This is a genomic window from Naumannella halotolerans (assembly GCF_004364645.1).
GTDB lineage: Bacteria > Actinomycetota > Actinomycetes > Propionibacteriales > Propionibacteriaceae > Naumannella > Naumannella halotolerans.
This window is the reverse complement of the sequence record NZ_SOAW01000001.1, coordinates 976,248-989,569: the sequence shown is the minus strand read 5'-3', so window position 1 is coordinate 989,569 and position 13,322 is coordinate 976,248. Positions and strand designations below refer to the sequence as shown.

Below are 13,322 nucleotides of genomic sequence, written 5' to 3'. Positions count from 1 at the left end.
TTCCGTGGCGATCTTCGACGTACCCCTGTCCGAACTGCAGCAGCGCACCTCCATGAAATGGCGCCGCTTCGGTGCCGACATCCTGCCGGCCTGGGTGGCCGAGATGGACTGCCGTCCGGCACCGGCGGTACGCGATGCGCTGTTCGAGGCCATCGAGACCGGTGACACCGGCTATCCCGAGGGTGATGTCTACCAGCGCGCCTATGCCGATTTCGCCGCCCGCCGCTGGAACTGGCAGTTCGATCCCGCTGACGCGGTGATCGTGCCCGATGTGATGCAGGGCGCCGCCCGGGTGGCCGAGCTGCTCACCGCACCGGACAGCCACATCGTGGTGAACAACCCGGTCTACAACTGCTTCTACGGGTATCTGCCGTGGGTCGGGCGCAATGTGCTGGAGGTGCCGCTGACCGCCGATCACGAGCTCGATCTGGACGCTCTGGAGGACGCCTTCGCCGGTCGTCTCGGCCCGAAACCGCAGGGCTACCTGCTGTGCAATCCGCACAACCCGACCGGGACCCAGTTCACCGCCGCCGAGCTCGGCCGGGTGGCCGAACTGGCCGACACCTACGACGTGACCGTGATCTCCGACGAGATCCATGCGCCGCTGATGGCCGCCGACTCCGGGTTCGTGCCGTACCTGTCGCTGCCCGGGACCGAGAACGCGGTCACCGTCACCTCGGCGTCCAAGGCCTGGAATCTGGCCGGGTTGAAGGCGGCCCTGGCGATCGGCGGTTCGCGCAGCGCCGAGGCCCTGCGGACCCTGCCCGACGAGGTCACCCACAGCGCCAGTCATCTGGGGCTGATCTCCCATGCGGTGGCCCTGACCAAGGCCGAGGACTGGCTGGACCAGGTGATCGGTGAGATCGAGTCGAATCGGCACTTGCTGGCCCGGTTGCTGGCCGAGCGGGCGCCGCAACTGCGCTACCACCCGGGACCGGCCACCTACCTCGCCTGGGTCGACTGTTCGGCCCTCGGCGTGACGAACCCCGCCGCGGTCTTCCGTACCCGCGGCAAGGTGGCCCTCAGCCCAGGTGCGATCTTCGGCTCCGGCGCCGGCCAGCATGTCCGGGTCAATGTCGCCACCTCACCGGAGATCCTGACCGAGGTGGTGGAGCGGATGGTCCGCGCGATCGAGTGATGGACCAGGACCAGCCGTCCCGGTTGCTGAGCATCGGTGAACTCGCCGGCCGTTCCGGTCTGGCCCACTCCGCCCTGCGCTACTACGAACGGCACGGACTGATCAGCCCGGTACGCAATGCCACCAACCAGCGCCTCTACCGGCGCAGCGATCTGCGCCGGCTGGCCTTCATCCGCTCCGCCCAGCGGGTGGGGCTGTCGCTGGCCGAGATCGGTGAGGCACTCGCCTCACTGCCCCGCAGCCGCACGCCGACCGCCGAGGACTGGCGTACCCTCTCCGAATCCTGGCGTCCCCGGCTCGATCGACAGATCCGGCGGCTGACCGAGCTGCGGGACCGACTCGACAGCTGCATCGGTTGCGGCTGCCTCAGCCTCACCTCCTGCGGGTTGAGCAATCCCGACGACCGGGCCGCCGAGCTGGGCTCGGGTGCGGTCTATCTGGAACGCCGGGTGCAGCGGGACTGATGAGCGGGACTGGCGAGCGGGACTGACGACGGGGTCTCCGACATCGGCAGGTGTCCCACTAGGCTGGAACGGACCCGAGACGAAGGAGCTTCGCGCAATGGCCAACAAGGTTGCCCTGCTGACCGCCGGGGGGTACGCCCCGTGTCTGTCGGCGTCGATCGGATTCCTGATCAAAGAATGGACCAGGGTCTCCCCCGACACCGAGATCATCGCCTACAAGCACGGCTACCAGGGGCTGCTGACCGGTGACTCGATCACCGTCACCGACACCGTCCGCGAGAGCGCCGAGATCCTCACCGAGTACGGCGGGTCGCCGATCGGCAACTCGCGGGTGAAGCTGACCAATGTGAAGAACCTGGTCCAGCGGGGGCTGATCGCCGAGGGACAGGACCCGTTGCAGGTCGCCGCCGACCAGCTCACGGCCGATGGGGTCGATGTGCTGCACACCATCGGTGGCGACGACACCAACACCACCGCTGCCGACCTGGCGAAGTTCCTGCACGAACAGGGCCACGAACTGACCGTGGTCGGGCTGCCGAAGACCATCGACAACGATGTGGTGCCGATCAAGCAGACCCTCGGCGCCTGGACCGCGGCCGAGATGGGTTCGCGGTTCGCCCAGAACATCATCGCCGAACACAATGTCGGCCCGCGGATGTTGATCATCCACGAAGTGATGGGGCGCAACTGTGGCTGGCTGACCGCCGCCACGGCCCGGGCCTACCGGGAATGGCTGGAGGCCCGCGAGTGGCTGCCGGAGATCGGGCTGACCAAGGAGGCCTGGGACATCCACGCACTGTGGCTGCCCGAGGCCGCCCTGGACATCGACGCCGAGGCGCAGCGGCTGAAGGCCGTGATGGACGATCAGGGCTGTGTGAACGTCTTCCTCTCCGAGGGTGCCGGCCTGGAGGCGATCGTCGCCGACATGGAGGCCGCCGGTGACGACGTACCCCGCGACCCGTTCGGTCACGTCCGGTTGGACGAGGTGAACCCGGGCGCCTGGTTCGCTGACAAGTTCGCCGACCGCCTGTGTGCGGAGAAGGTGATGGTGCAGAAGTCGGGCTACTACGCCCGGTCGGCACCGGCCAATGCCGCAGACCTGGAACTGATCAAGGCGATGTCGGACAAGGCGGTGGAGGCGGCACTGGCCGGCACCCCGGGTGTGATCGGTGAGGACTACGAGAACGCCGACGTCCTCGGTCCGATCGCCTTCGACCGGATCGCCGGGGGCAAGCCCTTCGACATCGGCACCGACTGGTACCTGCAGATCCTCGACGCGATCGGACAGCCCCGACCGCCGCAGTGAGCGGTCTCCGGTCCGCTGTGGGCCGGAGCAGGAACGAGGGGTGTGACCCGGTGATCGGGTCACACCCCTCGTTGCGTCGGTCAGCTCGGTTCGGGCAGCCTGGTCCCGGTCGGCCGGGTGCCGCTCAGCCCCGGAAGCGGCTGACGATCGCAGTGACCAGGGCGCCCAGGCCGAGGCCGGAGCCGATACCCAGCAGCCAGCCACCGGCCATCCCCACCCGGACACCACGGGCGGCGGTCCGACTGCTCACCGGCTCGGCACCGTCCGGATCGTCCAGATCCACCGGCTTCGGATGGTACGGCGGCGTCCAGCGCGGGCGGTTGGACTGCTCGCGGGTCGACTCGGCGGTCTCCTCGGGATCGGGCTCGTCGGGGTCCCGGTCGGCGGCGAACTTCTCCGGCGTGAGCACCTCCACATCGGAGTCCTCCAGCGCTTCGTCGACGATCTGCTCCTCACCGGCCACAGCCCACTGGTTCGCCGTCGCGATCCACCCGGCCAGCCGCAGGATCAGCTGCGCGAACAGGTTGAAGAACAGCATCAGCGCGATCACCGGGCCGAAGACCGAGGCCGCGGCATTGCCGCTGAAGATGCTGATCAACGTACCCAGCAGGTACTGCAGGATCGCCAGTCCGACCGCGCCGGCGAGTGCGCCCTTGGCCAGCGCAGAATTCGGCGGCCGGTACTCGGGGAATACCCGGAAGATGAACTGGAACAGGATGAAGCCGGCCACCAGGGAGGCGACGACGGGTACGGCCCGGAACAGCAGCGTGATGTAGGGGATCTGTTCCAGACCGAGGACGCCGATGATCACATTGGTCAGCGAGGTCGCCACCTGCGAGAGCGCGAAGGTGAGCACCAGGATCAGCAGGAAGATCACCAGCAGTCCCAGGTTGACCAGGGTCTCCAGGACGATGTTCTTCTTCTGCTCGGTCATGTCGAACGAGGGACGCATCTGCGCCCGGATCGCCGACTTGATGTTGCCGATCCAGCCGGCACCCGAATACGCACCGGACAGCACCGCCACGATGCCGACACCGACCCAGTTGGTGAATGCCTCCAGGATGACCGCGCTCAGCTCCTCGGCCATCGGCGCGCCCTCCAGCACGACCCCGATCTGCTCGGTGATCAGTGCCTGCAGGCCCTCGTCACGGCTGACGATGAACCCCGTGGTGGCGAAGGCGAACATGATGATCGGCACCAGCGACAGCACCGAGAAGTAGGTGATGGCGGCGGCGAACTGTGCACCGAGCCTGGTCCCGTACCGGGTGTTCGCGCGCAGCAGGTGGGCGATCCACGGTTTGCGCTGAACCTCTTCGACCTTCTCCGACATCGGGTCTCCTTCCGCTCGGTGCGCGAGTTCCGCTCGGTGCGCGAGCCTATCGGCTGTGCGCACCGATCCCTGCCGACACCCCGGTCCGGACGGTCAGGCTACTCGAAGGCCTCCGGTGGCGGGCAGGAGCAGATCAGGTTCCGGTCGCCGAAGGCGCCGTCGATCCGGGCCACCGGCGGCCAGTACTTGTCGTGGCCGCTGGCGGCCAGCGGCCCCCGGTGCAGGCCACCGGGGTAGGCGGCCAGTCGCCGGGGGTACGGGTGGTGCCACTCCTCGGCAGTCACCGCGCCGGCGGTGTGCGGGGCGTTGACCAGCGGGTTGTCCTCGGCCGGCCACTCCCCTGCCTGCACCTTCTCCGCTTCCTCGGCGATGGCGATCATCGCCTCGCAGAAGCGGTCCAGTTCGATCAGGTCCTCCGATTCTGTGGGTTCGATCATCAGCGTGCCGGCCACCGGGAAGCTCATCGTCGGCGAGTGGAAGCCGTAGTCGATCAACCGTTTGGCCACGTCGTCGACGGTGATCCCGCTGCTCTTCTTCAGTGGCCGCAGGTCGAGGATGCACTCGTGGGCGACCAGCGCGTCCCGGCCGGCGTACAGCACCGGGTAGTGATCGGCGAGGCGACGGGCCACGTAGTTCGCAGCCAGGACGGCGTGCTCGGTGGCCGAGGCGAGACCCTCGGCGCCCATCATCGCGATGTAGGCCCAGCTGATCGGCAGGATGCCGGCCGAACCGAACGGCGCGGCCGAGATCGGTCCGAGGCCGGTCTCGGGTCCCGCCTCGGCCAGCAGCGGATGGTTCGGCAGGAACGGGACGAGATGTTCGCCGACCCCGACCGGTCCGACACCGGGACCGCCGCCACCGTGCGGGATGCAGAAGGTCTTGTGCAGGTTCAGGTGGCTGACATCGGCGCCGAAGCGGCCCGGCTGGGCGTAGCCGAGCAGCGCGTTCAGGTTGGCCCCGTCGACGTAGACCTGACCGCCGGCGGCGTGCACCAGTTGGCACAGCTCGGTGATCGTCTCCTCGTACACCCCGTGGGTGGACGGGTAGGTGACCATGATCGCGGCGAGCTCGTCGCGATGGGCCTCGATCTTCGCCCGCAGGTCGTCCAGGTCGACCGAGCCGTCGGCGGTGGCCGCCACCACGACGACCTTCATCCCGGCCATTGCCGCCGAGGCGGCATTCGTACCGTGCGCCGAGGACGGGATCAGGCACACCACCCGCTGGTCGTCACCCCGGGACTGGTGGTAGCGCCGGATCGCCAGCAGACCGGCGAACTCCCCCTGGCTGCCGGCATTCGGCTGCACCGACACCCGTGCATAACCGGTGACCCGGGCGAGCCAGTCCTCCAGTTCGCCGATCAGCTGCACATAACCCTGGGCATCGGCGATCGGCGCGAAGGGGTGCAGATCGGCGAAACCGGGCAGCGAGATCGGCTCCATCTCGGTGGTGGCGTTCAGCTTCATGGTGCACGAGCCGAGCGGGATCATGCCCCGGTCGAGGGCGAAGTCGCGATCCGACAGCGCCCGCAGGTAGCGCAGCATCGAGGTCTCGTTGTGGTGGGAGTTGAACACCGGGTGGGTGCAGAACTCGGTGTCGCGTACCTGTTGGGCCAGGTCACCGGTCTCGGCATCGGTCAGTTCGGCGCCGAAGACAGCAGCCAACCGGGCCAGTTCGGCTTCATCGGTGTCCTCGCCGATGCTGATGCCCAGCCGGTCGGCGTCGATCCGGCGCAGATGGAACCCGGCCTCTCGGGCAGCCTCGACCAGTTCGATCGCCCGGCCCGGAGCCTGCACGATCACGGTGTCGAAGAAGGACCGATGGGCGAGTGTGAACCCGGCGGCCTCCAGCGCCGCGGCCAGCCGTCGGGTGTTCTGCGCGATCGCCGACGCGATCGCGGTCAGCCCCTGCGGACCGTGGTAGACCGCGTACATCCCGGCCACCACGGCCAGCAGCACCTGGGCGGTGCAGATGTTGGAGGTGGCCTTCTCCCGGCGGATGTGCTGCTCACGGGTCTGCAGGGCCAGCCGGTACGCCGGGACTCCCTCGGCATCCTTGGAGACGCCGACCAGCCGCCCGGGCAGGCTGCGTTCGAGCTTGGCCCGGACCGCGATGTAACCGGCATGCGGTCCGCCGTAGAACAGCGGTACGCCGAACCGCTGGGTGGAACCGACCGCGACATCGGCGCCCCACTGTGCGGGTGCGTGGGTCAGCGTCAGCGCCAGCAGGTCGGCGGCGGCGATCACCAGGGCACCGTTCTCGTGTGCCTTGTCGGCGATCGCTGCCAATTCGGCCCGGGTCCGCAGCAGCCCGTCGGCGGTCGGGGTCTGCACCACCACGGCGAACGCCTCGTGCTGTTGCAAGGTCTGGACCAGCTCACCGGAGCTGACCACGACCTCGATGCCCATGGCCTCGGCGCGGGTCTGCAGCACCGCCAGGCTCTGCGGGAGGATCCCGGCGTCGACCACCACCACCTGTCCCTTCCGGACATTGCGCCGGGCGAGCTGCACGGCCTCGGCGACCGCGGTCGCCTCGTCCAGCAGGCTGGCACCGGCGATCGCCAGACCGGTCAGGTCGGAGACCACGGTCTGGAAGTTCAGCAACGCCTCCAACCGGCCCTGGGAGATCTCCGGCTGGTAGGGGGTGTAGGCGGTGTACCAGGACGGGGATTCCAGGACGTTGCGCCGGATCACCGCCGGGGTGAGGGTGCCGTGATAGCCCAGGCCGATCATCGCCCGGAGCGGATGGTTCATCGCCGCCAGCTCGCGCAGCCGGGCGGCGGCCTCGGCTTCGGTCAGCGGCGGCGGCAGGTCCGGCCCGGAGGCGGAGCGGATGCTCGCCGGGACCGCTGCGTCCATCAGTGCGGTGAGCGTGTCGTACCCGATCGTGCGCAGCATCGTGTCGCGCTGCTCGGGATCCGGACCGATGTGCCGGTCGGGGAAACCCGAGCCGATCGATCCGGGAACCTCGGGGGCGTCGACGGTGAGTTGCTGGACCACGGGTGACTCCTCGCTGGCGGGCGCCGGTGACTGGTTGACCGATCCCCCTCTGTCACCGGTGCGGCGCACCTGCTCCAGAGTTGCCAGCCCCGTCGCCGATTCGGCAAACGCAGGCGCACGGCGTGGTCTGGGTGCCTGAGAGGTTCCGGGGAGGTTGCCCCTTCGGCGCCGCGTCAGCGGACTCTCCCACGCCGCCTGTCGCATCGGCCACGATACACCGTGGCGATCGCGGGTGACCGCCCGCGTTTGCGCCGTGGCGAGCGTGGCTGGATGCAGCCGAGTGGACGACGAAGAACCCCGGTCCATCGACCGGGGCATCGTCAGGCGGGAATCGGCTCGGCCGACGCCGCAGCGCGGATCAGCCCGCGCGCCGCTTCGCAGCGCAGATCAGCCCGCGCGCCGCTTCGCAGCGCAGATCAGCCCGCGCGCCGCTTCGCAGCGCAGATCAGCCCGCGCGCCGCTTCGCAGCGCAGATCAGCCCGCGCGCCGCTTCGCAGCGCAGATCAGCCCGCGCGCCGCTTCGCAGCGCAGATCAGCCCGCGCGCCGCTTCGCAGCGCAGATCAGCCCGCGCGCCGCTTCGCAGCGCGACGCTTGGCGAGTTCGTCACCCTCGTGGACGACGATCGCGGGCTCGTCCTCGGCCACATCGGAGCGTTCGGCCGGGAGCTCGTGCAGCGAACCGCGCACGTCCTTGCAGACGCTGCCGAGGCCGATCGCGAACATCCCCTGGCCGCCGGAGAGCAGATCGAGCACCTCGCTGTCCTCGGTGCACCAGTAGACAGAGATGCCGTCACTCATCAAGGTGACCTGGGTCAGGTCGTCGATGCCGCGGGAGCGCAGGTGGTCGATCGCGGTACGGATCTGCTGCAGCTGGATGCCGGCATCCAGCAGCCGCTTGATCACCTTCAGGATCAGGATGTCGCGGAAGCTGTAGAGCCGCTGGCTGCCGGAGCCGGACGCTCCGCGTACCTCGGGCTTCACCAGACCGGTACGCGCCCAGTAGTCGAGCTGTCGGTAGGTGATCCCGGCGGCGCTGCAGGCGACCGGACCGCGGTAGCCGACATCCTCGGGGACCGGGGAGAAGTCACCATCGAACAAGTGCTCCTGAGCCTGCTCGGTCACCGTCGACATGTCCAACCCAGGCAACGGTTCCGGCAACTCGGGCTGCTTGCTCACTGTTGGCTCCTGGGGAAGGGATGCGCCACCGGCGGTTGGCTTCGTACATCGTTGTGGCTCACGCTACGGCTCCGTGCGCGAATGGGTCAACGACACGCCGGAACACCAGCCCAAGAACTCGGCCACCGTCGACCACCGGTCGAGGGTCGCCCCACCCCGTCCGTTCCGCAGGAAACGCGGTCAAACGGTCCGGATGGATGCCGATGCTGCGGAAAGGATGCATGGTCACTCCCGCTCATTCCGGCCGCTGGGTGCCACCGTCGTCGGTGACGAAATCGTCGGGGTTGACCTGGTCGAGGAACTCGCGGAACTTCTCCACCTCGTCGTCCTGCTCGACCTCCTCGTCCTCCTCCGGGCCGTCGATCCCGGCCTCGTCCAGCACCTCCTCGGCGCAGTAGATCTCGACGCCGGTACGTACCGCCAGGGCGATCGCATCCGAGGGCCGGGCACTGACCTCCAGACCGCCGTCGATCACCAACTCGGCATAGAAGGTGCCGCCGGTCAGCTCGGTGATCCGTACCTCCAGCAACCGCCGCTGCACCCCGGCGAGCACGTCCACCAGCAGATCATGGGTCAACGGCCGCGGCGGGACGATCCCCTCCTGCGCATTGGCGATCGCCGAGGCCTCACTGGCACCGACCCAGATGGTCAGGTACCGGTTGCTCCCCACCTCTCGGAGCAGCACCATCGGCGCATTCTGCGGCATCTCGACCCGCACACCGACCAGATCCAGTTCACGCATACGCCACAGCCTACGCCGATCACCCGAAGCGTCGACCCGCACGCGGCACATTGCATCCACGCGCACCCGCAACACTCCCTCCCGCCAGCCCCTCGACTCACCCGCCAGCCCCTCGACTCACCACCGGCCCTCGACTCCCCACCGGCCCGATCCCGCTTTTTTCAGCGGTTATGGCCCCCTGGTCTCGAGGCAGGCGGCCGAAATCGCTGGAAGAATCAGGGGTGACCCGCGACGACCGGTGCAATGAGTGAGAGCTGGGCAATGAGGTGAGAGCTGGTACGGGCGGCGGCGGCGCGCCCCGGGCGAGCGCGATATGTGGCTGTGTTTGGCCGATTGCTCGACCGGGCCCGGATCCATCATCTTGCTCTGCGAGGTGGCTCGGCCGTCCATGCGGATCAGCGATCCATCATCTTGCTCAGCGAGGTGGCTCAGCCGTGCAGCACTTCAGCGATCCATCGCCATGCGCATCAGCGCGGCATGGACGTGGATCACGATGCTGGTGACCTCCTGGCCCATCTCCTTGCTCCGGCCGTGACGACGCCGATGCGGCGCGATCGCCTGTTCGATCACACCGACCTCACGCTCGGCGGCCATCTTGAATGCACGCAGGTGCCGGGCGTCGATGCCGAACTCGGCCAGCTTCCGTGCCGCGACGGCGATCGTCACCGCCTCCCGACCGTAGAAGTTCGTCCCCCGGCGGGGCAGCACCAGCATCTGTCGTTCCAGCTCAATCAGCGCCGGTTCGCTCAGGCCACTGGCCTCCAGCAGCTCCACCCGCGACATCCGCAACGGGGGTTTCGGCTGCGGCCGCTGGGGTTGCTCGGGCGCGGCAGCCGGCTGCGGTTCCTCCGGTACGGCAGAGAGCTGCGGTTTCGGCGTCTCCAACGACGGCGGGGCAAGGCCGCGGTCCATCATGTCGAGATGTTCGCGGATCACCTTCAACGGCAGGTAGTGGTCCTTCTGCACGGTGAGGATGTACCGCAGGCGCTCGATGTCGGAGGAGACGTAGCGCCGATATCCCGAGGGTGCTCGCTGTGGCGACAGCAGCCCCTCGTCCTCGAGGAAGCGGATCTTCGAAATTGTGATGTCGGGAAAGTCCGCCTTGAGCTGGGCCAGGACCTGGCCGATGCTCCGCGTCTCGCCCGGCATCAGCCCACGCCGCGGGAACTCGCGAAGAAGAGCATCCGGAACTTGCCGATCTGTACCTCGTCACCGGACTTCAACGGAGCCTCTCCGTCGACCAGTGCACGGTTGACATAGGTGCCGTTGAGGCTGCCCAGGTCGGCGACGACGATGCCCGAATCGGTACGGCGGAACTCCGCATGATGCCGGGAGACGGTGATGTCGTCGAAGAAGATGTCGGCCTGCGGGTGGCGGCCGACGGTCGTGGTGTCATTGTCGATCAGGAACCGGGAACGGACCCCGGGCCCACCCCGATGGACGATCAGCAGCGCCGAGTCCTGCGGCAGGTCGTCGATCGCCTTCTCGTCATCGGCGCTGAGGTCGCCGAGCACACTGTCCTCGGACAGCTGGACCACCCGGGTGCTGTCGGAAAACGCATCGACCTCGGTGTTCTCGACCTCCTGCGGGCGCACGATCGGCTCGCCACAACGGGCGCAGAAGTTCGCACCGTCGGGGTTGTTGTGCCCGCAGTTCGTGCAGTAAGGCATGACTCCGCTCTCCGTACGACGACCAGTCCGACAATCGTAGTCGCTGTTTACCTGCTCAGGATGACACGGATTCGGCGTAGGAGTCCGCATCCAACAGCTCATCGAGCGCGTCCGTGTCGGACAGTTCGACCTCGAACAACCAACCGTCGCCGTAGGGCTCGGCATTGATCGTCTCCGGGGAGTCGGCCAGCGACTCGTTGACCGCCGAGACCACTCCGGAGACCGGGGTGAACAGATCGGACACGCTCTTGGTCGATTCGAGTTCGCCCACCGCGTCACCGGCCGAGATCTCCTCCCCGGGCTCGGGCAACTGGGCATAGACGATGTCGCCAAGCTGCTCGGCTGCATAGGCGGTGATCCCGATCCGGGCGACACCGGAGTTGCCCACTCGAACCCACTCGTGCTCGGAGCTGTACCTGAGGTCTTCCGGGAAGTCCGACATCATGACCATCCTTTGTGATCTGTCCTACCGAACGGGGGTCGTCCCGACCAGCGAGAACCGGTGCTAGCGGGCTGGGCGAGCGTACTGATTCTCGCGCACGGTGTGCAAGGAAGTCACTGTGATCCGTGTCGGCTGGTCCACCCTGACCTCGCCGCCGATCCGCTCGTTCTCCACCTCGCTGACCAATCCCCCGGGGAACCGGGTGGCCTCGGCCAGGGCATTGGCGTCGCCGATCGCGTCGATCGCATAGGGCGCGGTGATCGCGACACCGTCGATGATCAAACCATCCTCACTGCGCGACACCCAGGTCGAGGCGACCACCCGTACAGCATCGTTGATCTCGATCGCCTCGGCGCCGGAGTCGCGCAGTTCCTGGATGGTGTCGATCATGATCACATCGGTGAGCCCGACGTTCGGGTCCTCGATCACGATCCGCACCCCCGGTCCGACCGCGCTACGGGTGCCGGCGAGGATGCTCAGGTCCTCCTCCCGGCGCATGGCCTCCTCCCGGGCGATCCGTTCGGAGTCCACGCCGCTACGCAATTCGTCGCGGGTGTTCTCCAGGTTGCTGATCTCGTCGTCCAGACGCCGGGACTCGGCGTTCAGACCGTCCAGGATCTGCACCAGGTCGGCCCGCCGGGCCGTGGCGTAGGTGTCATCGGTGGACTGGGCGCGTACCTGCATGGTGACCGCGACCGCGACCAGACAGAGCACCAGCCCGACGATCACCTGTCCCCGACTGAAACTGAAGAACCCGCGGCGGCGGGTGGCGGGCAGTGCCCGGCGTGCCGGGATCGCCGTCGAACCCTGCTCCTCGGCTCGAGCTTCGCTGCCGCCACTGCCGACCGATTCGCTCGCGGCGGGGTCGTCCTCCGGCTCCGGCCGGGCGGATCGTTCAGGCATGGAAGAGCAACCTCCGGATCGCCGCGGCATTGGTGAAGATCCGGATGCCGAGCACCACCACCACCCCGGTCGAGAGCTGGCTGCCGACACCGATCTGGTCGCCGATCCAGACGATCAACGCCGCAATCAGCACATTCGAGGCGAAGGAGACCACGAACACCTTGTCGTCGAACCTGCCCTCCAGCCAGGCCCGGAAGGCGCCGAACAGCGCATCCAGTGCGGCGATGATGGCGATCGGCAGGTACGGCTGCAGGAACACCGGCACGGTCGGCTGCAACAGGGCACCGAGCAGGATGCCCACCACCAGTCCGATGATGGCGATCATTCACCCACCTCCGCTGCATGCAATTGCTGCTGCCGTCCGGCCGGCAGCTCGAGTTCTGCGCTGTCGGCCATCTCGTACCGCAGCCCGTAGTCGTCCCGCAGATGGTTCCACAACTCGGCGCCAGCTCCCTGCTCCCAACCGCTGCGCAGTGTGTCGGGGTCGCCGATCGCCTCCATCCGGTACGGCCTGCTCAGCGACCGGTAGTCGACGGTGATCGCATCCCCGGCGATCCGGATCGCCGTACCCGGCCCCAACCGATGGCCGTTGATCGCAATCGCCTCGGCACCGGCTGACCACAGCCCGTTCGCCATCTGCTGCAGATCGGAGTCCAGCACCTGATTTGCCGTGCCGTCGGCGCCCTGCGGTCCGTCGTCGACGGTGATCACCAGCCCGGGCCCGCGTACCGCGACAGTCTGCGCGGCCAGGCCGAGTCGCTCGAGCTCGGCCTCCAGCTCGGCGCTGCGGCTGTCACCGCTCAGCACCTCGGCCCGTGCCTGTTCCACCTCGGCGTCCAGTGCGGTGACCCGGGCATTCTGTTCGGCGATCAGTTCCTGTTGAGCGAAGATCCGTTCCCGCAACTGGGACCGTTCCTGTTCCACCAGTGGCGCGCTACGGGCGTTCTGGGCGATCGAGACCCCGATCATCAGACCCGACAGCAACAGACAGCAGAAGATCACCACTGCCGCTCGGCGCGGGGAGGGTGGCCTGCCGTCGCGGCGGACGTAGTCGGGGTCGAGCGGTTGGGCGAAGATCTGGCTCAGCAGGTCCATCGAGGAGTCCGGCCGGCCGCGCGCCAGCACCTGGTTCACCTCCGGTCTCAACGCCACCCG

Annotated in this window: 13 protein-coding genes and 1 riboswitch; of the genes, 3 read left to right on the top strand and 10 right to left on the bottom strand. The window is 68.0% G+C overall.

What is annotated here, in order from left to right; genetic code table 11:
- Window positions 1-4 precede the first annotated feature (4 nt).
- The 3 genes from CLV29_RS04635 (at window position 5) to CLV29_RS04625 (ending at window position 2,908) form a co-directional block, all read left to right on the top strand.
- Window positions 5-1,138 carry a MalY/PatB family protein gene (locus tag CLV29_RS04635; RefSeq protein ID WP_208292750.1) on the top strand — a complete coding sequence of 378 codons (1,134 nt, stop codon included), beginning with the start codon at window positions 5-7 and terminating at the stop codon, window positions 1,136-1,138.
- A complete protein-coding gene (soxR, locus tag CLV29_RS04630) occupies window positions 1,138-1,602 on the top strand; it encodes a redox-sensitive transcriptional activator SoxR (protein ID WP_133753856.1) in 465 nt (154 codons plus the stop codon). Before CLV29_RS04635 ends, soxR begins: the two co-directional genes overlap by 1 nt.
- 97 nt (window positions 1,603-1,699) lie before the next feature.
- Complete coding sequence (locus tag CLV29_RS04625) at window positions 1,700-2,908, top strand: pyrophosphate--fructose-6-phosphate 1-phosphotransferase (RefSeq protein ID WP_133753855.1); 1,209 nt, start codon at window positions 1,700-1,702, stop codon at window positions 2,906-2,908.
- A gap of 124 nt (window positions 2,909-3,032) precedes the next feature.
- Here CLV29_RS04625 and CLV29_RS04620 read toward each other — a convergent pair whose 3' ends face one another.
- The 10 genes from CLV29_RS04620 to CLV29_RS04575 all read right to left on the bottom strand — a co-directional run bounded on the left by CLV29_RS04620 (window position 3,033) and on the right by CLV29_RS04575 (window position 13,319).
- Complete coding sequence (locus tag CLV29_RS04620) at window positions 3,033-4,238, bottom strand: YhjD/YihY/BrkB family envelope integrity protein (RefSeq protein ID WP_133753854.1); 1,206 nt, start codon at window positions 4,236-4,238, stop codon at window positions 3,033-3,035.
- Between the two features lie 98 nt (window positions 4,239-4,336).
- The gene (gene gcvP / locus CLV29_RS04615) at window positions 4,337-7,132 is read right to left on the bottom strand and encodes an aminomethyl-transferring glycine dehydrogenase (protein ID WP_243831866.1); all 2,796 of its coding nucleotides are present in this window, start codon (window positions 7,130-7,132) and stop codon (window positions 4,337-4,339) included.
- A 215-nt stretch (window positions 7,133-7,347) separates the two neighbouring features.
- Window positions 7,348-7,433: riboswitch (glycine riboswitch) on the bottom strand.
- A gap of 362 nt (window positions 7,434-7,795) precedes the next feature.
- Window positions 7,796-8,365, bottom strand: coding sequence for a MerR family transcriptional regulator (locus CLV29_RS04610; RefSeq protein WP_133755023.1), 570 nt, complete (start codon window positions 8,363-8,365; stop codon window positions 7,796-7,798).
- 280 nt (window positions 8,366-8,645) lie between these two features.
- Window positions 8,646-9,152: a bifunctional nuclease family protein gene (locus CLV29_RS04605; RefSeq protein ID WP_133753853.1), complete on the bottom strand. Its 507-nt coding sequence runs from the start codon at window positions 9,150-9,152 to the stop codon at window positions 8,646-8,648.
- Between the two features lie 444 nt (window positions 9,153-9,596).
- Window positions 9,597-10,301 carry a transcriptional regulator FtsR gene (ftsR, locus tag CLV29_RS04600; RefSeq protein ID WP_133753852.1) on the bottom strand — a complete coding sequence of 235 codons (705 nt, stop codon included), beginning with the start codon at window positions 10,299-10,301 and terminating at the stop codon, window positions 9,597-9,599.
- Complete coding sequence (locus CLV29_RS04595; protein ID WP_133753851.1) at window positions 10,301-10,822, bottom strand: FHA domain-containing protein; 522 nt, start codon at window positions 10,820-10,822, stop codon at window positions 10,301-10,303. Before CLV29_RS04595 ends, ftsR begins: the two co-directional genes overlap by 1 nt.
- 55 nt (window positions 10,823-10,877) lie before the next feature.
- Window positions 10,878-11,264: a glycine cleavage system protein GcvH gene (gcvH, locus tag CLV29_RS04590; protein ID WP_133753850.1), complete on the bottom strand. Its 387-nt coding sequence runs from the start codon at window positions 11,262-11,264 to the stop codon at window positions 10,878-10,880.
- 63 nt (window positions 11,265-11,327) lie between these two features.
- A complete protein-coding gene (locus tag CLV29_RS04585) occupies window positions 11,328-12,167 on the bottom strand; it encodes a DUF881 domain-containing protein (RefSeq protein ID WP_133753849.1) in 840 nt (279 codons plus the stop codon).
- On the bottom strand, window positions 12,160-12,492 hold the full coding sequence (locus tag CLV29_RS04580; protein ID WP_133753848.1) for a small basic family protein: 333 nt from the start codon (window positions 12,490-12,492) through the stop codon (window positions 12,160-12,162). Before CLV29_RS04580 ends, CLV29_RS04585 begins: the two co-directional genes overlap by 8 nt.
- Window positions 12,489-13,319 carry a DUF881 domain-containing protein gene (locus CLV29_RS04575; protein ID WP_166649128.1) on the bottom strand — a complete coding sequence of 277 codons (831 nt, stop codon included), beginning with the start codon at window positions 13,317-13,319 and terminating at the stop codon, window positions 12,489-12,491. Before CLV29_RS04575 ends, CLV29_RS04580 begins: the two co-directional genes overlap by 4 nt.
- Between the last annotated feature and the right edge of the window lie 3 nt (window positions 13,320-13,322).

Coding starts and splice junctions, on each gene's coding strand:
- soxR (WP_133753856.1), top strand. CDS start 1,138: ATGGACCAGGACCAGCCGTCCCGGTTGCTGAGCATCGGTGAACTCGCC.
- CLV29_RS04625 (WP_133753855.1), top strand. CDS start 1,700: ATGGCCAACAAGGTTGCCCTGCTGACCGCCGGGGGGTACGCCCCGTGT.
- CLV29_RS04620 (WP_133753854.1), bottom strand. CDS start 4,238: ATGTCGGAGAAGGTCGAAGAGGTTCAGCGCAAACCGTGGATCGCCCAC.
- gcvP (WP_243831866.1), bottom strand. CDS start 7,132: ATGCTGCGCACGATCGGGTACGACACGCTCACCGCACTGATGGACGCA.
- CLV29_RS04610 (WP_133755023.1), bottom strand. CDS start 8,365: ATGTCGACGGTGACCGAGCAGGCTCAGGAGCACTTGTTCGATGGTGAC.
- CLV29_RS04605 (WP_133753853.1), bottom strand. CDS start 9,152: ATGCGTGAACTGGATCTGGTCGGTGTGCGGGTCGAGATGCCGCAGAAT.
- ftsR (WP_133753852.1), bottom strand. CDS start 10,301: ATGCCGGGCGAGACGCGGAGCATCGGCCAGGTCCTGGCCCAGCTCAAG.
- CLV29_RS04595 (WP_133753851.1), bottom strand. CDS start 10,822: ATGCCTTACTGCACGAACTGCGGGCACAACAACCCCGACGGTGCGAAC.
- gcvH (WP_133753850.1), bottom strand. CDS start 11,264: ATGTCGGACTTCCCGGAAGACCTCAGGTACAGCTCCGAGCACGAGTGG.
- CLV29_RS04585 (WP_133753849.1), bottom strand. CDS start 12,167: ATGCCTGAACGATCCGCCCGGCCGGAGCCGGAGGACGACCCCGCCGCG.
- CLV29_RS04580 (WP_133753848.1), bottom strand. CDS start 12,492: ATGATCGCCATCATCGGACTGGTGGTGGGCATCCTGCTCGGTGCCCTG.